The sequence below is a fragment of the Longitalea arenae genome, assembly GCF_016924755.1.
Classification (GTDB): domain Bacteria; phylum Bacteroidota; class Bacteroidia; order Chitinophagales; family Chitinophagaceae; genus Niastella; species Niastella arenae.
This window is the reverse complement of the sequence record NZ_JAFFJX010000010.1, coordinates 61,452-86,122: the sequence shown is the minus strand read 5'-3', so window position 1 is coordinate 86,122 and position 24,671 is coordinate 61,452. Positions and strand designations below refer to the sequence as shown.

At 45.6% G+C, this 24,671-nt stretch carries 18 protein-coding genes; 11 read left to right on the top strand and 7 right to left on the bottom strand.

Annotated features, from left to right (window positions below; genetic code table 11):
• Positions 1 to 221: 221 nt before the first annotated feature.
• Together JT717_RS19230 and JT717_RS19225 are read left to right on the top strand one after the other, a co-directional pair.
• Complete coding sequence (locus JT717_RS19230) at positions 222 to 806, top strand: RNA polymerase sigma factor (RefSeq protein WP_205512597.1); 585 nt, start codon at positions 222 to 224, stop codon at positions 804 to 806.
• A gap of 53 nt (positions 807 to 859) precedes the next feature.
• Positions 860 to 1,390, top strand: a complete 531-nt coding sequence (locus JT717_RS19225; RefSeq protein ID WP_205512595.1) for a hypothetical protein — start codon at positions 860 to 862, stop codon at positions 1,388 to 1,390.
• A gap of 180 nt (positions 1,391 to 1,570) precedes the next feature.
• Here JT717_RS19225 and JT717_RS19220 read toward each other — a convergent pair whose 3' ends face one another.
• Both JT717_RS19220 and JT717_RS19215 read right to left on the bottom strand, forming a co-directional pair.
• Positions 1,571 to 3,847, bottom strand: a complete 2,277-nt coding sequence (locus JT717_RS19220; RefSeq protein ID WP_205512593.1) for a Tex family protein — start codon at positions 3,845 to 3,847, stop codon at positions 1,571 to 1,573.
• 248 nt (positions 3,848 to 4,095) lie between these two features.
• On the bottom strand, positions 4,096 to 4,752 hold the full coding sequence (locus tag JT717_RS19215) for an alpha/beta fold hydrolase (protein WP_205512591.1): 657 nt from the start codon (positions 4,750 to 4,752) through the stop codon (positions 4,096 to 4,098).
• 196 nt (positions 4,753 to 4,948) lie between these two features.
• Between JT717_RS19215 and JT717_RS19210 the strand changes: the two genes are divergently transcribed.
• The 5 genes from JT717_RS19210 to JT717_RS19190 all read left to right on the top strand — a co-directional run bounded on the left by JT717_RS19210 (position 4,949) and on the right by JT717_RS19190 (position 12,450).
• Entirely contained in the window at positions 4,949 to 6,316 is a 1,368-nt protein-coding gene (locus JT717_RS19210; protein WP_205512589.1) for a pyridoxal-phosphate dependent enzyme, read from the top strand.
• 1,360 nt (positions 6,317 to 7,676) lie between these two features.
• Positions 7,677 to 8,456: a helical backbone metal receptor gene (locus JT717_RS19205; protein WP_205512587.1), complete on the top strand. Its 780-nt coding sequence runs from the start codon at positions 7,677 to 7,679 to the stop codon at positions 8,454 to 8,456.
• 96 nt (positions 8,457 to 8,552) lie between these two features.
• On the top strand, positions 8,553 to 9,644 hold the full coding sequence (locus JT717_RS19200; protein WP_205512579.1) for a hypothetical protein: 1,092 nt from the start codon (positions 8,553 to 8,555) through the stop codon (positions 9,642 to 9,644).
• Positions 9,645 to 9,995: 351 nt separating this feature from the next.
• Positions 9,996 to 11,063, top strand: coding sequence for a class II fructose-bisphosphate aldolase (gene fbaA, locus JT717_RS19195; protein WP_205512577.1), 1,068 nt, complete (start codon positions 9,996 to 9,998; stop codon positions 11,061 to 11,063).
• A gap of 328 nt (positions 11,064 to 11,391) precedes the next feature.
• Positions 11,392 to 12,450, top strand: coding sequence for a class I fructose-bisphosphate aldolase (locus JT717_RS19190; protein ID WP_205512576.1), 1,059 nt, complete (start codon positions 11,392 to 11,394; stop codon positions 12,448 to 12,450).
• A 353-nt stretch (positions 12,451 to 12,803) separates the two neighbouring features.
• Here the strand turns inward: JT717_RS19190 and JT717_RS19185 are convergent, their stop codons facing one another.
• Positions 12,804 to 13,325: a hypothetical protein gene (locus JT717_RS19185; RefSeq protein ID WP_205512574.1), complete on the bottom strand. Its 522-nt coding sequence runs from the start codon at positions 13,323 to 13,325 to the stop codon at positions 12,804 to 12,806.
• A gap of 307 nt (positions 13,326 to 13,632) precedes the next feature.
• On the opposite strand from JT717_RS19185, the gene JT717_RS19180 reads away from it, so the two are divergent.
• Positions 13,633 to 13,908 (top strand): hypothetical protein, encoded by a 276-nt coding sequence (locus JT717_RS19180; RefSeq protein WP_205512573.1) that lies wholly within the window; start codon positions 13,633 to 13,635, stop codon positions 13,906 to 13,908.
• Positions 13,909 to 14,689: 781 nt separating this feature from the next.
• Here the strand turns inward: JT717_RS19180 and JT717_RS19175 are convergent.
• Both JT717_RS19175 and pafA read right to left on the bottom strand, forming a co-directional pair.
• Positions 14,690 to 17,551, bottom strand: a complete 2,862-nt coding sequence (locus tag JT717_RS19175) for a M16 family metallopeptidase (RefSeq protein ID WP_205512571.1) — start codon at positions 17,549 to 17,551, stop codon at positions 14,690 to 14,692.
• Positions 17,552 to 17,726: 175 nt separating this feature from the next.
• Complete coding sequence (gene pafA / locus JT717_RS19170; protein ID WP_240348255.1) at positions 17,727 to 19,379, bottom strand: alkaline phosphatase PafA; 1,653 nt, start codon at positions 19,377 to 19,379, stop codon at positions 17,727 to 17,729.
• Positions 19,380 to 19,713: 334 nt separating this feature from the next.
• Here pafA and JT717_RS19165 point away from each other — a divergent pair, with 334 nt between their 5' ends.
• Positions 19,714 to 20,970: an aminotransferase class I/II-fold pyridoxal phosphate-dependent enzyme gene (locus JT717_RS19165; protein ID WP_205512568.1), complete on the top strand. Its 1,257-nt coding sequence runs from the start codon at positions 19,714 to 19,716 to the stop codon at positions 20,968 to 20,970.
• A gap of 254 nt (positions 20,971 to 21,224) precedes the next feature.
• Complete coding sequence (locus tag JT717_RS19160) at positions 21,225 to 21,671, top strand: peptidase associated/transthyretin-like domain-containing protein (RefSeq protein ID WP_205512544.1); 447 nt, start codon at positions 21,225 to 21,227, stop codon at positions 21,669 to 21,671.
• 773 nt (positions 21,672 to 22,444) lie between these two features.
• Here the strand turns inward: JT717_RS19160 and JT717_RS19155 are convergent.
• On the bottom strand, positions 22,445 to 23,014 hold the full coding sequence (locus JT717_RS19155; RefSeq protein ID WP_205512542.1) for a thioredoxin family protein: 570 nt from the start codon (positions 23,012 to 23,014) through the stop codon (positions 22,445 to 22,447).
• A 39-nt stretch (positions 23,015 to 23,053) separates the two neighbouring features.
• Here JT717_RS19155 and JT717_RS19150 point away from each other — a divergent pair, with 39 nt between their 5' ends.
• On the top strand, positions 23,054 to 23,614 hold the full coding sequence (locus JT717_RS19150; RefSeq protein WP_205512540.1) for a UbiX family flavin prenyltransferase: 561 nt from the start codon (positions 23,054 to 23,056) through the stop codon (positions 23,612 to 23,614).
• A 339-nt stretch (positions 23,615 to 23,953) separates the two neighbouring features.
• Here JT717_RS19150 and lolA1 read toward each other — a convergent pair whose 3' ends face one another.
• The gene (lolA1, locus tag JT717_RS19145) at positions 23,954 to 24,607 is read right to left on the bottom strand and encodes an outer membrane lipoprotein periplasmic chaperone LolA1 (RefSeq protein ID WP_205512538.1); all 654 of its coding nucleotides are present in this window, start codon (positions 24,605 to 24,607) and stop codon (positions 23,954 to 23,956) included.
• Positions 24,608 to 24,671 lie beyond the last annotated feature (64 nt).

Below are 24,671 nucleotides of genomic sequence, written 5' to 3'. Positions count from 1 at the left end.
TATTTTTTAAGTTCTATGCATTTATGACTACGGCCGTCGCGGCGAGGTTACAGGTAAGGCGGTCAATTTATTTCATAAATGAACAGATAAGTATCAAAAGCGGACAGTTTGGTAATATCCCTTTTAATAAGCGACTGATAATCAGGTGTACCCGATTCCGGCACAGCTAATGCCCCAATGGCTGTAACCTATTTTAATTGTACATCGTCATACCGTTAATAATGCAAACCGGACCGGTTGATACCGAGATCATAAGCAGGGTGCTGAAAGGCGACCAGGCAATATATGCTGAATTGGTAAAACGATACCAGAACTTCGTTTTCACCATCGCCTTGCGCTATACGCCCAACCGGGAAGACGCCGAAGAAATAGCCCAGGATGTATTTGTAAAAGCCTATCGCAGCCTGGCCGATTTTCGCGGCGATTCCAAATTCAGCACCTGGTTATATACCATTGTGACCACTACCTGTATCACCTTTTTACGCAAGAAAAGAATACCGGTGCACTCGCTCGATAATGAACGGGTGTTTGAGGTCGCAGACAACCAGAATTCCGCTTTCAGGGCCAACCAGGTAGAACAGAAATCAAAGGCGCAGGCCATTCAGGAAGCCATGCGCTTATTGAGTGTTGATGATGCGCGGATCATTACCCTCTTTTACCAGGCTGAACAAAGCCTGGAAGAGATCGGCCGCATCCTGGGCATCGACCCCAATACCGCCAAGGTAAAACTGCATCGCGCCCGGCAGCGGTTGAAGGAGAAAATGGTGAAACACTATGCGGAGATCGTTAATGAGTTGACGCATTGAAAACGCTTCCCTATTGCACCTTTGGCGGTAAGGAAGTATAAAAAAGTAATGTTATGAACAAGCATCAAAATATGGAGGAACGTTTGTGGAATTATATCGATGGCGCCGGCAGCGCCGATGACCGCTTGTTTATTGAACAACTAATAGCCACCAACCAGGGATGGAAAACCAAATACCAGGAACTGCTGCAATTACAAGACCTGCTAAGTAATCACCTGGAACTGGATGAACCGTCCATGCGATTCACCCAGAACATTATGGAATCGATCAGCAAATATCACATAGCCCCTGCTGCCAAATCCTATATCAACAAACGGATCATCTGGGGCATTGCCGGCTTTTTTATCTGCAGTATTCTGGCACTGCTCATCGCCGGTATTGGCCAGATGAACTGGTCGGCCGCCGGCCCAACGGAAAGTGCTTCCCCGATCAACCTCGGCAAACTCAATCACCTGGACCCCGGCCAGTTTATTAATAGCACTTATACCACCATTTTTATGATGATCAATGTGGTGCTGGCCCTGGTGTTGCTCGATCGCTATTTGAATTACCGGAAAACGAAAACTGAAAGTAAGAGCTCATAGATGGGAATACAATAAGTAAGAAATTCAGAGATTTTGTGATTTAGAGATTTTGAGATCTATGGGAGCATTCAAATCGGAGCAAATCACAAAATCTCAAAATCAGAAATTACCAGTAAGCAAAAAGCCTCCGCTATCAGCAGAGGCTTTTGTATTTCGCTTTTCAACCAGTTGATTTTTTAACTAGTCATTAAACTTCTTCTTCAATTCCGCCAGCTTCGCCTGGAAGGGATTCAGCGGCTCCAGCTTTTTCAGTTGTCCTTTTCCGCTGGCAGCTGGTTTGCGGTCAGCTCCGCCGCCGCTGCGTCTTTCGCCACCGCCACCCTTGGCCTGATCCTTCATGGTAAGCGAGATCCTTTTGCGGGCCACATCCACATCAGTAACGGTAACCATTACCTTTTGTTGCAGCTTCACCACTTCGTTGGGATCAGAAACATAGGTATTGCTCAACTGGGAAATATGCACCAGTCCATCCTGCTTAACCCCAATATCAACGAATACCCCAAAGTTGGTGATATTGGTGATAATGCCAGGCACCGTCATACCAGGTTTTACATCTTCAATGGCCTTGATGGTGTCATCGAAGCGGAACTCCTCGATCGGGGCGCGGGGGTCGCGGCCGGGTTTCTCCAGCTCTTTCAGGATATCATCGATGGTATATTCACCAATGCTTTCTGAGATGTATTGTTTCTTGTTGATCTTTTTACGCAGCTCGGCTTTTTTGATCAGGTCTTCCAGGGAAGCCTGCAGGTCTTTTGCCATGCTTTCTACCACATGGTAGCTCTCGGGGTGCACCGAAGAATTATCCAGCGGATTCTCAGCACCAGGGATCCGTAAGAAACCGGCGCATTGTTCAAAAGATTTGGGTCCCATCATCGGCACTTTCTTCAATTCATCACGGGTCTTGAAGGGACCATTCTTCGCGCGGTATTCAACAATATTTTTAGCCAGTGTATTGCTTAAACCGGAAACATATACCAGCAGGTGTTTAGAAGCGGTATTTACATCCACTCCTACAAAGTTCACTGCACTCTCCACTACCCTGTCCAGTGCTTCTTTCAGTCGGGTTTGGTTAACATCGTGCTGGTATTGACCAACACCAATTGATTTGGGATCTATTTTCACCAGCTCACTCAACGGATCGAGCAAACGGCGGCCAATGCTTACTGCGCCACGAACCGTTACATCATGATCGGGGAATTCTTCGCGCGCCACTTCCGATGCGGAATAAATAGAAGCGCCGCTTTCATTTACCTGGAATACGCTGACCGGTTTACCGAAGTCAATGCTGCGCACCAGTTGTTCTGTTTCGCGGCCCGCAGTACCATTCCCAACCCCAATGGCTTCAATATCGTATTTATCGACCAGGAATTTTAGCTCAGCCACACTCTTCTGCCATTCATTCTGTGGCGGGTGCGGATAGATCGTTGTATTATGTACCAGGTTACCCTGCGCGTCGAGACATACCAGTTTACAACCCGTACGGAAACCCGGGTCAAGCGCCAGTACCCGTTTTGAGCCCAGGGGCGAAGCCAGCAACAGCTGCCGCAGGTTCTCGGTAAATACCTGGATCGCCTCTTCATCGGCTTTGTTCTTGCTTGCCAGGCGGAATTCATTTTCAATAGAAGGTTTCAATAAACGATCGAATGAGTCGTCGATCGCTTTCTTCACTTCATTGGCGAAAGGATTGTTATTTTTTACAAAAGTTCTGTTCAGTTCATCAACAGCGCTTTGTTTGTCGATATTGATATCCATGACCAGGTACCCTTCTTTTTCTGCGCGGCGTATGGCCAGTATGCGGTGGGAAGGACTATCGGCCAGGTTCTCATTGAACTCAAAGTAATCGCGGTATTTCTGTGCTTCCTCTTCTTCTTTTTTGCTGCTCAGGACTTTTGAAGTGAGCTTGGCGGTCTCTGTGAATTGCTGACGCACTTTATTACGCGCCTGCTCATTTTCACTTACCCACTCTGCAATAATGTCGCGGGCGCCCTGGAGCGCTTCCTTAACATCTTTTACCTGCTCATTCAGGAATTTGGCTGCTGCTTCCTCAGGATTTTCACCGCCCTGTTCAAATACCAGTTTCGCCAGGGGCTCAAGCCCCTTTTCAATGGCCTGGGTTGCTCTTGTTTTGCGCTTGGGTTTGTAGGGCAGATAAATATCTTCCAGCTCGGTAGCGTCGAAACAGTTCTCGATCCGTTCTTTCAGCTCGGGTGTTAATTTCCCCAGGCCTTCAATCGTTTTAATAACTGTTTCCTTGCGCTTATCCAGTTCAGAAAAATAAGCGATCTGCTCAACAACCTGGGTAATACCCACTTCATCCATATTGCCGGTCGCTTCCTTGCGGTAACGGGCCATGAACGGAATGGTAGCCCCTTCGCTTTGCAACTGGTGAATGTTAGTGATCTGCTTAATGCTGAACGATAATTTTTCAGCGATCTTCTGAATGTACTTTACTTCCATCTATTAGAATTTGCAGTTTTTTTTAATCTCGTAGCCAAAGCTGGTATCCCCAAAGGGGTCGCAAATGTAAGGCATGAAAACAAAGAAAAAACTTGTTTTTACCAACAACATCTTTTTCTAAAAAACGTACCAGTTTTTATTAGGCATCGTCAAATTTATAACTTATAAAGGCATTGTTGATAAGTAAAAAAGCCTGTTTTCTAAACAGCTCTTTCTCATCTTATAACGGTTGAAGAAAGGTTCAAACATCAGGCCCGGGCAGCAACGGTAAGCGCTGTGGCCAGTACCGCATTTACTTTCGCCGGATTCGTCATTACCAGCATATGGCCTTCTTTCGGGATCGTATGTGTAGGTTGTGTATACTTAACTGGTAGTATTTCATCTCCCGTTCCATGAATATGCCACACAGGTTGCGGAATAATTTCATTTTGCCAGTTCAGAATGGCATTCATGCTCCAGCGAATGAAAGCGGCATCGCTTTCATGAATGATCTGCCATAGTAATTTTTTAACGTCGCTCTTTTCCCTGGTGAAAAATCTTTTCGCGGCTGCCGATGTTTTTAACAGGGATACCGGTATTATTTTATGCAAGCCGATTTTAGCAGCCGTGCGGAAATAACCGGGTAAGTGGTTAGAGACAGGTATACTGGAGATCAGAATGGTTACTGCGGGCTGATATCGTTTCGCGATCTCCACCGCCAGCATACCGCCAAATGACAGACCTACCAGTGCAAAGGGTTCATTGGTATTAATGCCGGTTGCCAGACGCAGGGCATAGGAAGGAAGGGTGTCTTCCTTATCAGGTCTAATCCAATCCAGGTAAACGGCTTCAAATCCTGCCGGTAACTGTATGTATTTAAACACCCGCTTATCGGCAGCCATCCCACTGATAAAATACACTTTCATTATTAAGTTCTCCGATACAAATTTAGCACCGGGTCATTAAAAAACTTGGAAAGCCGGGCGGTTAAAAAAGTTAAGTTTTCAATATGTTACCTGCCTGGTAAACTGTCAGCTTGTCAACGAAAGGGCCGGTTAGAAGGGTCAGCTGCGCACCACTAGCCATTAAAGACATACCTTTGCCTGAATAAACAAACACTACATGGATATTAAAAATAATATTCTTGAAACGATTGGAAATACGCCACTTATCAAGCTCAACAAGATCACCCGGCAGCTGCCGGCCACCGTGCTTGCCAAAGTCGATTATTTTAATCCGGGCAATTCGATCAAAGACCGCATGGCCATTAAAATGATCGAGGTTGCTGAACAGGAAGGAAAATTAAAACCTGGAGGCACCATCATTGAATGCACCAGCGGGAATACCGGCATGGGACTCGCGCTTGCAGCCTGCGTAAAAGGGTATAAATGTATTTTCACGACTACCGACAAACAATCCAAAGAAAAGGTAGATATCTTAAAAGCAGTAGGCGCAGAAGTAATTGTTTGTCCAACCAATGTTGAGCCCGAGGATCCGCGCAGTTATTATTCCGTAGCCCGCCGCCTGGCCAAAGAAATTCCCAATTCATTTCACTGCAACCAGTACGATAACCTGGCCAACCGGCTGGCCCATTATGAAACTACCGGCCCTGAGATCTGGAAACAAACCGATGGAAAAATAACCCACCTGGTTTGTACCGCAGGTACCGGTGGTACAGTAACCGGTACAGCCATGTTCCTGAAAGAAAAAAATCCCAACATCAAAGTCTGGGCAATCGACGTATATGGATCCCTGCTCACCAAATATTTTCGTACGGGCGAAATAGATATGAATGAAGTGCACCCCTATATTTCTGAAGGGTTTGGAGAAGATTTTGTTCCCGAAAATTACGACATGAGCGTCATCGATCATTTTGAACAGGTCACAGACCGGGATGGCGCTGTTATGGCCCGCCGCCTGGCTAAGGACGAAGGTATTTTCTGTGGTTACAGCGCCGGCAGCTGCATCCAGGGATTGATGCAGGTAGCCGCTCAATTTCCTTTGACCAAAGACGACCTGGTGGTTTGTATCTTCCATGATCATGGAAGCCGCTATGTTGCCAAGATCTACAATGACCAATGGATGATGGAAAGGGGCTTTATGGATGTGAAGACCTGCAAAGACATCATTAACAGCCGGGCCGCCAAACAAAAGCTTATCACCATCGATCCCAATCGCACCGTGGCGGAAGCGGTAGAACTCATGCGGAAATATGATATCGAACATATCCCCGTCATTAATGGCAGCGGTATGGTAGGCGCCATCAGTGAAAGTGGTTTATTCCAGAAAGTATTTTCAAATCCTGATATCAAGAATGCAACCATCGCCGCTGTTATGGAACCCGCTTTCCCGGTAGTTGATTTTAATACGCCGATCGAAAAACTGCGCACCCTCATCAATAAAGACAATGGTGCAGTGTTGAGTAAAGATGAACTGGGGAATTATCATATCGTTACCAAATATGATGTTATACAGGCGTTGGGCAATTAGCTGATTTGCTAATGTGCTGATATGCTAATGAAATACAGCTCCAGGATGCAAAACGCTTTGCGTTTTGCATTTTTCATTAGCGAATCAGCAAATCAGCACATTGGCACATTGACAAAACAAAGCGCCCCGGTATTAGCAGGGCGCCTTTGTGAAATCTTGTTCAGGTACTTTGGACGGTTTTAACTAAGGACTGGTTTGCTGATAGAGATTTCTGGTTTTCACGATATTGGATACGGGGTACGGATCAAAAACCAAAAAAACTATAAACTAAATTAGGGATCAGGGGTTCTTTCTACTTCAGGAGTAAGGTTTTGTTCGTGTTCAGGGTACGTGATCTTTTCAGGGTACGTCAACAACGTTTTGACTGTACAAAGATGCTGATGTTTTTGCCGTGGTATGACTTTATTCGATCAATGGCAGCGCTTACTCGTTTAATGCAAAGAAATTCCGGATTAAGCTGTGGATATCCCGTGAAACCCTTACTGGAAGGGCGTTTCATCCATAAGGTTTTTACAAAATGCTTGATCCCGATCAATAAAAAACATAGCCCATCATCCGGGTCATCGTATTATTACTTCATGCACGCGGAAATACTACGTATAACAGCCATGGACAGCTACTAATTTTGCAGTAATTACCGAACGGTTTAAATCGAGAGTTTCTGCGCTTGTTAACATTTCCTTTAGATGTAATTTTGTGTCAGAAGTTGATTGATTACTAATCAATCTAAATCCAATGTTCAGGGAAAACTGTTCGTGTTCAATATCCAATAAAAAGCTTAAGATCCAGTACCAGTCAACTTCATTTTTACAATCCGATATCATTCTATAAAATCCACTATCCAGATCCAATGTCCGTGACAACCGAGTATTCTGTGAAAACCACCAAGTATATCCTGTGATCAACCAGTATCTAAAATCCAACGTCCGATAAAGACCGAGGTAGTTCCAATTCCTGTGTGTTAAAAACCGTCTGCTTAACTCCAATAACCCCTCCTGCTAAAACCGTCAATGCTTTTAGCAGGAGGCAGCAGCGGTCTCCCACGCAAAATGCTTGACGCCGGGTCAAAAAGCAAACGCATAAAACGACCTAAACCGCCGGACGCTCAACTTTCCCGGCAATACGCCCTCCCACTTTCGTTTTTTCCTCATTCTTTTCATTTAACCTTTCAAAGGCCATCAGGCCGGTGGCAGAACGTTCAAAGCAGCTTTCAAGCAACCAATGCCTATCTTCAGTACTTTTGCAGCTTATTGTGTTCCTTAAAACGACATGGCTGGCTTTCGCCGGCATTATCACATTATCATATTATCAAATTATCACATTATCACATTAGCAAATCAGCAAATCAGCAAATTACTTTATGCCTGCCTACATCGATCAGCTGGGCCATGTGATTGAGCTGCCGGCTACACCCCGCAGCATCGTGTCCCTGGTTCCCTCCATAACAGAATTGCTGTACACTTTACAGCTCGATGACCGGGTGACTGGTATTACCAAATTTTGTATTCACCCCGAAAGCTGGTTCCGGCAAAAGACCAGGATAGGCGGCACCAAAAACATCAATACCGGCGCCATCCGGCAATTAGAGCCCGACCTCATTATTGCCAATAAAGAAGAAAATGTAAAAGAACAGGTATCAGCCCTGGCTGAAGAATTTCCCGTATTTACGACAGATATTAATAATCTCGACGATGCGCTGGAGATGATTGAACAAATTGGCCGCATTACCGGCACCGCCCACCGGGCCTCTTTTTTAGTAAGCCAGATCACTTCGGCATTTATGAACCTTAAAAAGAGATTCTATAATATTAAGACCGGCTACCTGATCTGGCGCAATCCGTATATGACCGTTGGTAAGGATACCTTTATTCATGATATGCTCACCCGTTGCGGACTTACCAATGTATTTGGCGATATGATCCGCTATCCTGCCATCGACACCTGGCAACTGGCCCGGTGCGAGTTATTATTACTTTCCTCGGAACCTTATCCCTTTCAACAAAAACATGTGGATGAACTGCAGGCGCATTTACCCGATACCAGGATCATGTTGGTGGATGGCCAGATGTTCAGCTGGTACGGCAGCCGCCTGCTCAACGCCCCCGCTTATTTCAGCAGATTGTTGCAAAGCATACCGTAAATTTGACCAACGACGATTGCCAGCTGACAGTTGATATGAATGCTGTCGCTTGCCGTAGTTCATCAGCACATTAGCAAATTAGCAGATCAGCACATTATGCATTCTACCATCGATCACCAGGAGCCCAATAAGCCATCCCGCAAGAAACCTATGTTCCCGGTAAATGACCGCTTGCGCGCCTACCTGAAAAACCATGGCCGTGAAGTGAAATTGCCCGTCCTGTACAACGATCTGCTGCACATTACGTATTCTTTGCCATTAAAAGATAAACTGGGAAACGATACCTACTGGGAAACGGTTGTGTACGATATGCGCGACTGGGAATTTATCCGGAGCGGACTGGTACAGATGTACGCTATTTTAAAAACAGAAGGTGATCTCACTTTCACCAGTCATCTCGATGTAGCCCGGATAGATTATTGCAGCTTTGGCAATTCGAACCCCTTCCGCATCCGCATCGTGAATAAATATAACGACAATTACGACCATTACTATATCAAGATAGCCGATGCTTCGCGTATTTACGGACTGGAACTGGAACATATTCTTTCACCCAACCGGATCACTTACCTCACCAACCAGAACACATTGGTGGAGGAACATATTCCCGGTATTCCGGGCGATGTTTTCATCGCCAATCACCTCAACGATCCGCATACCAACAAGATCAGGCTGGCGAAAGAATTCGTCAAATTCAACGAACGTTGTTTTGTGCGGTTACTGGGCGATATGCGCTCTTACAATTTCGTGGTAGATATTACACCCGATATCGAGGACTATCAATACCGCATCCGCGCCATCGACTTCGATCAGCAATCGTATGAAGGACGCAAGAACCTGTACATGCCACAGTTCTTTAAGGAGAACTATGCGCTGGTAGACCTCTGTTCTAAACTGCTCAATAAAGAAAGTATTCACCAGTATCAAACGGAAGAAAGGACCATGATGGCCTTCCGGGTGGCTTCTTCGCGTTTTCGCTTAATGGAATTGCTGAACATCATGGCGAAAGACCAGATCTCTGTGCCGGCAAAGCTCCACCAGTTGCGCACCGAGTTGGGTGATTATTTCCATAACCAGCAGTTTTACAAATGCGGCTCCATGGGTCAGCTGGTAAAACGGCAGTTGAAACAAACCCTGCAAAAGAATTTAAAACTGATCCAGAAGAACCTGGGCAAGTTTGAAGATTAATAGAAAATCCATAATACACTCACCCGTTCAAGCAATTCCCGACATGTCATTCACGATAACCTTATTCTCGGCCACTTTTCAGCGCGTTATTCGCAGGAACAGATCGACCGCCGCATCCTGGAGCTTTGTAACCGCTATGCCATCAATATTCCGGTGTTCAGGGTATTGCCCGGCCAGGTAGGGTCCAATATCCTTAACAGCCAGCCCGTTAACCGGCAATCATGTATCCGATACTCATTTTCTGCTAAATTGACTATCTTCGCGCCTTATTAAAAAAAGACATAATTCTTTAAATAATTTCCAACGCTTTTGATACTCAATTAACTAACAGACGCTTTAACACTGAAAAAGATGAAAAAATACAAACCAGGCGTACTCTTTGGTGAAGAATTGGAGGCCCTGTATAAAGATGCTAAGGAAAACCAGTTTGCTTTACCTGCCGTAAATACAATTGGCACTAATACGATCAATGCGACCCTTGAGACAGCCGCAAAAGTAAACTCCCCCGTTATCATTCAATTTTCCAATGGTGGTGCACAGTTCATTGCCGGTAAAGGCATGCCCAACGATCAGTTACAGGGCAATATTTCCGGCGCTATTTCCGGCGCATTGCATATTCATAATGTAGCAAAATATTATGGCGTACCGGTAGTGCTGCATACCGACCATGCCGCTAAAAAATGGTTACCCTGGATCAGCGGTTTGATCGATGCCGGCGAACAATTCTTTAAAGAGAAAAAACAACCTTTGTTCAGCTCACACATGCTCGACCTGAGCGAAGAGCCGATCGAAGAGAATATTCATACCTCTGTTGACTATTACAAACGCATGCAGCCCCTGGGCATGGGTATCGAGATCGAACTGGGTGTTACCGGTGGTGAAGAAGACGGCGTTGATAACAGCGGTGTTGAAAATGAAAAATTATATACACAGCCGCAGCACGTAGCCTATGCTTATGAGCAGTTAGGCAAAGTAGGCCGTTTGTTCACGGTAGCTGCTGCATTCGGCAATGTGCATGGAGTTTATAGTCCGGGTAACGTGGAACTGCGTCCCGAGATCCTGAAGAACAGCCAGGAGTATATTAAAAAAGAATTCAAGACCGGCGAAAAACCCGTGTACTTCGTATTCCATGGCGGCAGCGGTTCACCTCAACACCAGATCAGGGAGGCGATCAGTTATGGCGCTATCAAGATGAATATTGATACCGATCTGCAATGGGCTTTCTGGGAAGGTATCCTGAACTATTACAAAAAGAGCGAAGGATATCTGCAGGATCAGCTGGGCAACCCCGAAGGGCCGGATAAACCAAACAAAAAATACTACGATCCGCGTACCTGGTTGCGTAAGGGCGAAGAAAATTTTATTAAACGTTTAGAAATTGCGTTTAATGATTTGAATTGCATTAACAGAAATGCTTAAAGTTTAGAATTTAGTTTCATATTCCTTTACTGGTTTAAAAGATATGATATCAGTCCCGGCGGCACCGCCGGGACTTTCGTTGTATGGTGCCCTTGTACGGCATATCTTTGCTTCCCCTGAAGGGGAGCTAATGGCAGGTGGGCGAGTAGGCAAAGGCAGAAATGACGTGAGGATCGTTTTAGTAGCGGGCTACGAATTAAGTTTCCACCAGCCACTTATCACCAGCGATCAGCTGATTGACGATTGCCCATACGTGTATCATTGATGCGTGGCTTATTGTTTGCATACGGCAATTCCATTGACAATTCACACAAACTAAATAACAAGTATGCCGTCAAAAAAAATTATCGAACTGCTTGGTGACAAAGCCGCTTATTTGCTCGAACACAAAAGCAAGACTATTGACAAGTCCACGATCACACTTCCCTCACCTAATCACATTGAAGAGATCTGGCTGAACAGCAATCGCAGCAACCAGGTACTGCGCAGCCTGCAAACATTATTAAGCAATGGCCGTTTGGCCAATACCGGTTTTTGCAGCATCTTCCCGGTTGACCAGGGTATTGAACACAGCGGAGGTTCTGCCTTCTCCCCCAACCCCATTTATTTCGATCCGGAAAATATAATCAAACTCGCTATTGAAGGTGGTTGTAATGCTGTAGCCAGTACATATGGGGTATTGGGCATTATGAGCCGCAAATATGCCCATCGCATTCCCTTTGTCGTAAAGATCAATCACAATGAATTCCTGAGTATGCCCAATAAATATGATCAAACCATGTTTGGTACCATCAAAAGCGCCTGGAACATGGGCGCCGTGGCGGTTGGGGCTACTATTTACTGGGGTTCTGCAGAAAGCGCCCGCCAGTTAAAAGAAGTGGCTGAAGCCTTTGAAATAGCGCATGAGTTGGGCATGGCCACCATCCTGTGGTGTTATACCCGTAACAGTGGTTTCAAAGTAGAGGGAGTGGATTATCATACGGCTGCCGACTTTACCGGGCAGGCCAATCACCTGGGTGTTACCCTGCAGGCCGATATCATTAAGCAGAAACTGCCTACCAACAACGGCGGTTACCTGGCCACCAAACATGGTAAAACTTCCAACCTGGTGTATGACAAACTAACCAGTGATCACCCCATCGATCTTTGCCGTTACCAGGTGTTGAATTGTTACAGTGGCCGGGTGGGACTGATCAATAGCGGTGGAGAAAGCAAGGGCGCCAGCGACCTCGCCGATTCGGTATATACTGCTGTTATTAATAAACGCGCCGGTGGTATGGGATTGATCCTTGGCCGGAAAGCATTTCAAAGGCCATTTAAAGAAGGCATCGAGTTATTACATGCTACACAGGATGTGTACTTGGATAAGGATATCACTGTAGCTTAGGCTTACCTCAGGCTTGAATTCCAATTGATGCCAAGTACGGGGTACGAAGTAGGAAGTAAGAAATATGAAGTAAGAAGTATGAAGTAAGAGGTATGAAGATCAGCGTTAAAGTTTAGCGCTTACTATAAAAGATCCGGCGCTGAAGTGGTAAGCTGGTAGTGAGTAGCTGGTAACCAGTAGGAAATATCCAAAGCTGTTTCCCACTCGCCACCAGCCATTTACTACCGGCTTTTTCATTTTTCAACGCCGGACTTCAATAGTATTTAAAACTTGTATCTTCTGTAAACATCGCATGCCCTGCATCCGCTCACCTGCTATATAAACATAACATCCGTCACTATACACTTTGGCTACTACCATCTGTCATGATCATGATGACCACGTCCATGTCCGCGCCCATGCCCATGATCGCGATCGTGGCCACGCCCATGATGTTTGTAATGACCATGTCCATGACCGCGTGGACCATCATAATAATCGTCGCGGCCGCGGTAATCGCGCCAACACTGCTGGTGGCCCCTGTAGTTCCTGTAACGGGCGTATGTTACGCGGTGATCGCTGAAGTGCATGTAAGGCCTTGGGCCACTGCAAACCACTTTATAACCGCTGTACAGGTCATAGTTGCGGCAGCGGGCCGGTAAGTTATAAGAGAACACCCAGTTAGGTCCGCTTAAGTACACGAACTGACGCCTGGGCACATAATAATAACATTCAATATCCGGCAGGTAGTAATAATCCACATCGGCATAACCGGCAGGTCCCCACATGGGTTGCGCACCGATATTTACATTTACACTCACCTGAGCCTGGGATGAACTGACTGAAGCTGTTGTTAAGATCGCAAGTACTGGCAAAAACTGTAGAACCCGTTTCATATGTAATCGATTTGGTTACGGTTGAGACGCCAAAATACATGCCCTGTTTAATTAAAAATGTGGACAACCGTTCAATTAACAAACTTTAAGCATATAAGCTGTGTTACAGCGGGTTAATCGTTAATGACAAGATAAAAGTGAGGGTAAGGATCTTGATTTAAGATATTATTTTCAATTGGTCAATGGTGAATGGTCAATGGGCAATTGATGCACATCTCTTTCACAATACGCAATAAATCCCATTGGTCAATGGTGAATGGTCAATGGTCTATGAATGCACATTTCGTTTCACAATCGACACCAGGCAATGGGCAGTTCGCAATGGGCAATACATCAATTGGCAATGGGCAATACATCAATTGGCAATGGGCAAATCGCAATTCGCAGTTGGCAGTTGGCAGTTGCAATCGGCAATTCATCAATTGGCAACGGGCAAATCGCAATTCGCAGTTCGCAGTTGGCAGTTGCAATCGGCTATACATCAATTGGCAATGGGCAATACATCAATTGGCAATTGGCAATCGCAACCGACAAGCAGCAATTGCAATCGCATCCCAAAAAACAGCGAGCCATTCACCATTGACCATTCACCATTCACCATTGACCATTCACCACCCCCTTCGCTTACCCAAAAACGTTTCCTGAACACCAAACCCTGTAAGCGATCGATACGTTTACCGGGCCGGGGCAAAAAAAAGACAGCCAGCCATGCGGCCGACTGTCGTGATCTAGCAACCCCTAAACCAGCGAAATCGTTAAACGGGTAATTTTTCAGAGCAACTTAACGATGCTTGTATGAACAAAGCTTTACCCGCTACTAATTAAAGCCGGTACTAAGACACCTCTCACCTCCGGGATATCTTACCAATAATTTTATGTTTATTCTACATACGTGACTTCCGTCTGCACAGTAATCAGTCAATTAATGCTGTCTCTAACAGTATTCATGAAGGGCCAATGCTTGTTATACAACCAAGCCATTTAATAATGAAAGCAAAAACACAACTAGGGAGGAGTTCGCTATATCCGTTTGTTCCTGCAAGTTAGTGGTAAAACTAAAATAAAAAAATTTTTTTGCCCTTTTTTATCAATAAAACGAATGAGCAAGTTAGTCACGAAGTGCTTGTCCCGCCAGTGTTTGCGCAGATTTGTCTTTTGCATTTTATGCCAACATCATCCACTCGCTCAATTGCACTGCATTTCAATATTATACACATAACCATCACAGTAAAGGCGGTGCAAACAACCAATCTGCCCAGTATCACATGAACGGCTACCCGGCCTTCCGGTAACCGTATAAAAAAAGGGTGTCTCTTTCATTTGAGACACCCCCGGTTCTATATTGTGCTTTAGTTATTTAGCTCCTAAAATCCTTTTTTAGACTCCGCTTCCGTTCCTGCTTTTCCGTTTTCCGGCATTTGAATGGCCAGGAATTCATTGCCTGCGAGCACCAGTTTGGCAGCCTCCTGGATGTCTTTCGGTGCCAATGCATTCACGTACTTCTCATATTGAACGAACCTGCCGGCATCGCCACCCTGCAATTTGTAGTGGAGTAGTTTTTTCACCCAAACCCCGTTCTCTTTCAGGTTCAGTTTATGTTGTTCAAGCCATTGCTTTTTTACTTTGTTCAGATAACTTGTATCGGGCCCTGCAGTTGCCATGGCATTCAACTCCTGTTTGATCGCTTTTACCAGTGTATCTACTTTTTGCGGACCGCAAGGCAGTTGTACCACAAAACTGAAATTGTTATACGGATATTTTTCCAGCTCTGCATAAGTACCGCCGCCATAAATACCCTGGATCTTCTCGCGCAATTCTTCAATAATGCGAATGTTCAACACTTCACTCAGTGCATGCGCTTTCAGCTCCAGGTCTTCATTATACGGTGTTTCGCCTGTATAAAATGCCAGTATCATGCTCTGGTCTTCTTTACCCTTATTTACCGTGAATGTTCTTTTCCCTTCCACCGGCCGCACTTTATTATCTGTGATGCTGAATTTTTTATCGCTTACCGGCAAACTGGCGAGATATTTTTCTATCAGCGGTTTAATGGCTGCTTCCGTAAAACTGCCGGCAAAAACAAAATGCATATTGCTGCAATCGCCTAAATGTTCCCGGCGGATGGCCAGCACCCGGTCAAGATCGATCTTATCAAAGTCTGCACTGTTGGGCACCACAACGGGCGCCAGTGGATTGTTATTGAAGAAGGTCTTATACAAGGTATCCACGAAAGCAGCCTTTGGATTGGCATCGATCTTAGCAAATTGCAATTTATTCTTTTGTACAAAAGCCCTGAACAAAGCCGTATCTGCACGAGGAGCAGTACACTGTAAATACGTTAACTGAAACAAGGTGGGCAGGTCTTTAACGCTGCTATTGCCGCTGAAGCCATCTGAAATGGTGGTGAACACGGGTTCAACGCGCACCGTTTTTCCTGCCAGCGCCTTACCCAGATCAGTAGGTGAAAACTGGCCTACCCCCATGGCAACCGTGGCCGGAACCATATATTCAGCATTGTATTTATCTGCCAACCCGTAACTGTTCTTGCCACCGGGGCGGGTAGCGCCCATAATGATCTGGTCGCTTTTGAAATCAGTTGGCTTTAAGGTCACCGTTATACCATTACTCAGCGTATATTCAGTAGTGCCTAGTTGCGAATTCTTCTTAACAGTGAGCACTTTACCCGCTTTCGGTTCCTTGGTCAGCAAGGTGCTGGCGATGACCTTTTCCTGGTATGGTTTAATATCGGCCTTCGCTTTTGCATCGATAATCGCCAGCAGATCTTTTTCAGCAGGCAGCTTATCTGTTTCTTTTGGTTCAGGACCGCTCATGTACACAAAGAGGTTCTTCTGCTCTTTGATGCGGTTCGACACTGCATTTACTTCACTAAGCGTAATGGCCGGTAAAAGGGCTTTCGCATATTCATACTCTTTTTCAATACCGGGGATCGGTTCCTGCGTGAGAAAATGATTTATATATTCCTCCACATAATCGGCCGATTCTGTTTTTGCGCGATTGTTATAAGCTCTTTCGTATTCAGCCATCACCGATTTCTTTGCCCGCTGCAGTTCAGGCGCCGTAAAACCAAAACGTTTTACGCGCTCAATTTCTTCGGCCAGGGCCTCCAGTGCCTTTTGCGCATCGCCGGTGCCTGCTGCCGCCATCGCATTGAACGACTCATAACCGCGGGCATAGGAATCAAAATCCGCGCCCCCATAAATAAAGGGTGGGTTCTCCTTCTGCGTCAGTTCCTGCAAACGTTCATTTAACATAGACACAAACATCTGTTGTACCAGGTCCTTGCGGTAATCGCCTACCGTTACCGGTGCTGCTTTCTTAACCGCCGGATAATTGATGGCCACCCGGTTACTGGTGGCTTCCTTATCGGTCACCACCATTGCCTGGGAAGCGGTATAAGGCGGCACATCGGCATACTCTCTTTCGCGGGGGGAAGCAGGATTCTTTAAGCCGGCAAAATGCTTTTTGATCATTGCTTCGGCTTTTGCTATTTCAATGTCGCCAACAACCACCACTGCCATGAGGTTGGGCCGGTACCAATCTTTATAGTATTTACGAATATTTTCGACCGGGAAATTCCTGATTATGCTGTCTACCCCTATCGGCAGCCGCCTCGCATATTTCGATCCTTCAAACAGCTTTGGATAAATTTTCCGGAAGATGCGCTCATTGGCGCCTTTGCCCATGCGGCTTTCTTCGAGGATAATGGCGCGCTCGCCATTGATATCATCATCAAGATAGGTTACGTTATGCGCCCAGTCTTCCAGCACCTGGAAACCTTTTTCCAGGTTTTCGGGTTTATCGGTTGGTATGGGCAGCATGTAAACCGTTTCATCGAAACTGGTATAGGCATTCAGGTCATTGCCAAAACCTACGCCGATATCCTGTAAAAAAGATACGATGTCATTTTTCTTGAAGTGCGAGGTGCCGTTAAAGGCCATATGTTCGGCCATATGGGCAAGCCCCTGCTGGTCATCATCTTCCAGAATGGAACCGGCATTCAATACCAGGCGCAGTTCCACTTTCTGTTCCGGCTTTTTATTCTGGCGGATATAATAAGTAAGCCCGTTGTCCAGCCTGCCGATCTTTACCTTGCTGTCGATAGGAAGTTTACCGGCCAGGTTCAGCTGGGCAAAGCAAGGTTCGATCACAAAAATGCCAAGCAGCAGCAATAGCCACCGGGTTTCTATGCGCAAAAAGTACATCATGATAGTTGTCATTTTGGATTACAAAAATATTGGCGCAGGGCTTATATCGGATCGCCGTTGATAAAAAAGCGGCGGCAGCCTGCCATAAGATCTGTAAAGGGGCAACCGGCAATAAAAAAAGGTGAGTTTCCCTTGACGAGAACCTCACCTTGAGTATATTAACTTTCAACTATGTTTATTTCACTACCTCCGGTATAACCGCCCCCACATTACCACTGGGCATTTGGATCCGCAGCATGGCGGCCAAAGTAGGCGCAATATCCGTCATATAGGTTTCGCGGTTGGTTTTACCGGCGGGTACACGCCAGCCGTAGAACAATAAGGGGATATGCGAATCATATGGGTTCCAGGCACTGTGGGTAGTACCGGTAGCGCCCCCTTCCATATAATTCGATTGCAGCATTACTTCGATATCCCCGCTCAGGCGCTGGTTATAACCATTGGCCACCATGTCGCGTTGTTTGGCGGTCAGCGGTTCCTCCATCAATTTATCCAGGGCAAATACCCGCGCAATTTCCGGCTGACGGCCCAGGTATTGCACGATCGTTTTCTTGATAGCCGCTTCATCGAGCTTCAGGGAATCGATCAGGTTATGATCGAGATAAAGCTGGTGATTGTAATTGCCAATGATCAGTTTTCCGTTACCAAATTTGGCCGATAATATTTTACCCAGTTCCTGCAGCCAGCGGCCGGCAGGCGCGGAACCACCAGGCAGTTTATGTTCTTTCATAAAACCGGGCACATGGGCTACCGCATGGTCGGCCGATAAAAAGACCAGGTATTGTCCTTTGCCCACCTTTGCATCCAGGAAATTGAAAAAGCCGCCGAGTTCTTTATCCAGGCGCAGATAATCATCTTCCTGTTCAACGGAATTCGGACCAAATGCATGGCCAATATAATCGGGCGAAGAAAAGCTCACAGCCAGCAGATCGGTGAAATTGTCGGCCCCCAGTTTTTCATTCACCAGGGCTTCTTTGGCCATTTCAATGGTCATGGAATTACCGTAGGGCGTGCTGCACACTGCACCATAGTTAGTATTCGTAAACTTGGTTAAATCATAAGGGAAGCCTTTCTGATCGGCGCCCAGTGGTTTACCTTCATACGGCTTTTCATCGGCCGTACTTTGCAGGTAGGTGTTAATGGGATACAGGGTATTCCATCCCATCGCATAGTATTTATCAACCAGTTTGCGGGCATTGAAGTCCTGCACCCATTTGGGCAGTTCGTTCATGTAGTAGGTAGACGTTATCCAGTTGCCATTCCGCGAATCGTACCAGTAAGCAGCGTCGGCTGAATGACCGGCCGGCAGAATACCACCGCGGTCTTTTACGGCTACACCGATCACTTTGCTGCGGAAATTCGTGGCCAGTTTCAGTTCATCGCCAATGGTGGTAACGAACATATTGCGCGGACTCATAGCGCCGGGTGCGCCGGCAGCGGCTCCTACTGTTGTTACCGATGAATCTTCGGTACAATAAACACTGCGTTTCCTTTGCGGATCGTACCAGCCATTGCCGATGATACCGTGTATGGCAGGTACACTGCCGGTATAAATGCAGGTGTGGCCGCAGGCAGTGATCGTGGGTACATATGGGATGAGGGTGTTCTCGCAGGAAAAGCCCTGGTTCAATAAGCGTTTAAAGCCCCCGTCAGCAGCATAACGGTCGTAATAGCGATAAAGATAATCCCATCGCATTTGGTCAATTACGATACCTACTACCAATTTAGGGCGGCTAACCGATGTGGGTGTGGCTGGGCTGGTTTTGGTTTGAGCGGGCGCTATTAAACAAAACAGCAATAAACAGATCGTTGCTAAAAGAAGGCGCATTAAAAATTAATTTTGGCAAAGATAACCGGCTGCCTAAACCGGAACATTAAAATTTTATAAAATCAACTACACAATCGTTTGTTTAATAACCTCATATCGAAATTGTTTCATCGGCCCCTTTATTTACACAATTGTTATAGCAAATTCAATAATCATCTGCTTTATCCGTTTATCCATGCTAAGAGCAAGATCGTTCTTTCGGTCAGCCATTAAACAACCTGTTGAAGGCCCCGGCTGAACGTTTGTTGTGCCGGACAGGCAATAAACCATTAAAAGCGCTACCTTTGCGCCATTCGCCAAAAACAGCAATAACCGTTTAATTAAAATCCATATTATGGCAGATATTTTTGAAAGATTACTAAAGAATGCCGGTCCAATAGGTCAACATCGTGAAAGAGCTCATGGTTATTTTGCGTTTCCTAAACTAGAGGGCGAGATCGGGAGCAGAATGAAGTTCAGGGGAAAGGAAATGATCGTATGGAGTTTGAATAATTATCTGGGTTTAGCCAACCATCCTGAAATACGGAAGGCGGATGCAGATGGTGCTGCTCAGTACGGACTGGCATTGCCGATGGGCGCCCGCATGATGAGTGGTAATTCAAATAACCACGAGTTACTGGAAAAAAAGCTGGCCGAATTTGAGGGTAAAGAAGATGCCATATTGTTGAATTTTGGTTACCAGGGTATGGTAAGCCTGATTGATGTGTTGTGCGGAAGGCACGACATTATTGTTTACGACGCCGAAAGCCATGCCTGTATCATTGATGGCGTTCGTTTACACCCCGGTCACCGTTATGTATTCAAGCATAACGACCTGGAAGACCTGGAAAAGCAATTGCAACGCGCAACCGCACTGATCGAAAAACAAAAAGCCGGCGGTATCCTCGTGATCACCGAGGGGGTATTTGGTATGGCAGGCGATCAGGGCAAACTGAAAGAAATAGCCGATCTTAAAAAGAAATACGAATTCCGTTTACTGGTTGATGATGCACATGGTTTCGGCACCCTGGGTAAAACAGGCGCCGGCGCCGGTGAAGAGCAAGGCGTACAGGATGAGATAGACCTGTATTTTTCCACTTTCGCCAAATCCATGGCTTCTATCGGTGCATTTATAGCCGGACCCAAATCCATCATCGACTATATCCGTTATAATATCCGCAGCCAGATCTTCGCGAAAAGTTTACCCATGCCATTGGTAATCGGTAACCTCAAACGCCTCGAACTGCTGATGACCCGTCCCGAGTTAAAGAAAAAACTGTGGGATGTGGCTACCAAACTCCAAAAAGGCCTGAAAGAAAGAGGTTTCGATATCGGGAAGACCGATTCTGTGGTTACACCGGTGTACATGAAAGGCGGCGTTGAAGAAGCTACCGCCATGGTGATGGACCTGCGCGAGAACTATGGCATATTCTGCTCTATCGTGGTGTACCCGGTTATTCCGAAAGGACACATCATTTACCGGTTAATACCTACTGCGGTTCATACGGACGAGGATATCCAGAAAACCCTGGAAGCGTTCTCAGCCACCAAAGAAAAGCTGGACGCCGGCGCTTATAAAGTGTCTGCCATCCCTGATATGGCCGAAGCTTAACTGCGCGCTTTTCAAACGATCAGCTGGTTTGAAAAGCCTGTCAACATATTGAATTACAATCAAGATCCCGTCATGGCCTGGCCCGGACGGGATTTTTTTTATTAATTCTGTCAAAGAGTCTGCTTTCCGGATAAGAAATTGAGCGGATAAGCGTTAATACTTATTAGAGATCAATGATTTCAAATAGTAAATCGCCCTAGCAAAAATACTAACCATGCAGTGAATTTTATTCCGGTACCCTAATATCGATAACTATGAAAACGGTCATTGTGCTGACCATGCTGGTTTCGCTGCTGACAGTGAAAACCGCCAATGCACAAAGAAAAAGACTACCTGACAGTGTGAACGTATTGATTCGTCTGCATCCCCGGAACCCTTCCAGTCCGCGGGTCGACTCTGTATTGGTGATCTTCGACCGTTTTGACCATACCGGCGCCGGCATTGTACGCAATATCTACTACCCCACAAATAATCAATTCACTATTCCCCGGGTGCCCGAAGGCAAATATTACATCACCATCTATTGCCTGGGTTTTTACACCGATAAGTTCAACGACCTCATGTTCATCAGCAAAAGGCATAGCAACCAGCTCAGGTATAAACTCAAAGGAACAGACGAGTATGTGCCCGGCACTTACCTGCCTGATATGGAAATTGATTTTACCAACCTCGCCATCACCAATATTAAGTCATTCCGCTAGCCACATGAACATCAGCTCCGGGTTTGCTTCGGGTTTGCTTTTGGTTTGCTTCGCATATTTCTCCTCCTTGTCACATCATGGTTTCACAGTTATCTCGTAGATGTCCCGTTCCTTTAAAGGATGGGCTTATATACGGGACATGTACGGAATATCTACGGAATATATTCGGGATATGGGCGAAGATAACCAGAAGCCAATACGGCCCCGAGCTTATACCAGCCTGAAGAACCTCTGTTAAAAGGGAGAATGAGAAAATAAAGAGGCGGGAAATGAATGAAAGCGGCCATTCGGCCGCGCAGGTGCGGTTGGCGCAAAAAATAGCCTCCCGGAGGGGAGGCTGCACTAATCAAATACCATTAACCATTAAACCTTATCCTATGAAAATTCAAATATAGTATGAATATCTCAAAGTATAGGTCCTCTTATTCGGAAAATTTGCTTCTAAGCTTCTTAGTTGATCTAAATCAACACAAAAATAAACTAAATAATTGAGTCCTTTTCCAATCTGGATAACCTACGCAACCGTTTGCACTGACATATTATTTATTTATATTCTTTCATTTAATAAAGTGATCTACCCGCCTGCCAGCAGGCGACAACAGTCAGACATTTTAAACAGAACACATGTTTACAAATTGATTATAAAACAGATAGCGATTCTTCGTTTTATATATTACATGGCAGGTTCCATTACCCGCCACGATCTTGAACGCGGGAAAGAAGAATGAGCGCCCTCACACTTTCACCTATTACATTTATTCCTCATAGTTTCTTTACCAGCTTGATTTGAAACTCCGCTGATAGTCATCAAAAGATACTTTTCCATACTTTCCTTCCCCGAAATATTTAGCGATGAGCTCAAACTCATTGGGCGCCAGGTAACCGGGTATGGCCTGGGGTTCACCATTTACCGGAATGATCACGGTAGTAGGATATGAGAGTTGGCCATTGGTGAGGTAGATGGCAAAATCATGGGTTTTATGTCCTGGATTGAAATGATAGGTCTTGCCATTCCATTGAATGCTTTTGCGCCCTTCGGCATCGAATTTTACCGGATAGAATTTTTCCTGCACGTAACTGCTCACCTCTTTATTCGCATAGGTTTTCCTATCCATGGTCTTACACCAGCCACACCAGTCGGTATACAGATCGATCAGCACAGGCCGCTTTTCTTTTTTCAAACCATTGGCCACATCATCCAGCGTCATCCACTGCAGTTTTTCTGCGCTCAGTTCCTTTCCGCGCCCTGTCAGGTTCCCCTCATCAGCCTTGATGGCCGGCTTTTCGGCACATGAAAAAACAGCTAACCAGCAAAACAAAACCGACATTTTCAATGTTTGCATCTGTATTTTTGTTTAACATCATAAATGTAAGTCTTTTCCATGCATAAAATAGTGTTGGCCATTACCGGCGCCAGTGGCAGTATCTATGCCCGTTTACTGATAGAAAAACTGCTCACCATTAAAGAACAATGGCAGGATCTTGCCGTGGTAATGACCGACAATGCCAAACAGGTTTGGGAAACCGAACTTGGTAATAGCAACTACACCCAATACCCCGTTTCTTTTTATACGACCAAAGATTTCACCGCGCCTTTTGCCTCCGGTTCGGGCAGGTATAATACCATGATCATCGCCCCCTGCTCGATGGGCACCCTGGGCCGCATTGCATCCGGCGTTTCGAGCGACCTCATTTCCCGGGCTGCCGATGTGGTGCTGAAAGAAAGGCGCAGGCTCATTTGCGTTGTACGCGATACGCCCTATAACCTGGTGCATATCCGGAATATGGAGACCCTTACCCTGGCCGGTGGCATCATCTGCCCTGCTACTCCTTCCTTTTATAGCCGCCCGCAAACCATCGAAGAAGCTGTGGCCACCGTTACCGACCGGGTGCTCGATCTTGCCGGACTGGATATCACGACATACCGGTGGGGCGGAAAATAATGTGATAATGTGATAATTCGATAATGTGATAATGAAATACAGTTCCTGTAGCTAATGTGATAATTCGATAATTTGATAATGCAATACGGTTCCTGTAGCTAATGTGATAATGTGATAATTCGATAATTTGATAATGAAATACAGTTCCTGTAATAAGGATTGGTGTAAAGTGTTACAAGTTTCAGGTTGCGGAGCTTTGACCCTTGTAACCTGAACCTGAAATCTGCGTTAAACGTTACAGGTTACAAGTTGCAAGTTGCAGGGTGTTATACCCTTGTAACCTGGAACCTGTAACCTGTAACTTATAAATTAAACCGTAAGCAGTATCGCTATCAGTTTCTATCTTAAATCAATGACCTCTACCCCCGGGTATTTGCTTTTATCAAATACAAAGAGATTATCGGGCAGGTTGGCAGTACCATTCATGGTATTTACGGTATATACCATTACGGCGCCTGATTTATCGAGAATGCGCGTGCTGTAGATGGTCTTGCTGTTCTTGTCAACCAGCAGATACACTTTATGAAAAGGCTTGGTTTTATCAACCGGCGTCATTTCAATTTCCTGAACCGATTTGTTGTTCACCTTTTTGTCGCCATTCAGCTTGTACAGGAAATCCTTATCATAAAAATTGGTGAACAGCTTCTGCATGGTGATGGTATTGGCAGAATTATCGGGTTTGGTGATCGTTACTTCATTGGCTGATTTATCGTAGGTCCAGATATTGGCGCCATCACAGAAAACTTCCTGACCGGTTCCCGCAATGCTAACCCGGTAGCGGGCGCCTTTCAGCGAAGCAGTACCTTTTTTAGTTCCGAGCAAAGTGCCCTTACTATCCTCATTACGCAGGGTAAAGCTGGCCTGAACCGATTTAAACGTTTTGAACTTGGCGCTTACTGCATCCAGTACTTTTTTGGCAGCGGGATCGCTTTGTTGACTAAAACTTATAGTAGCTATAAAAAAAGTAGTTATAAATACAATTAGGCTTTTCATTATATGCATTATTCTTTGGGTAAAGGCCGCAAAGATATTAGTTATAAGCTTTAGCGGCAATAAT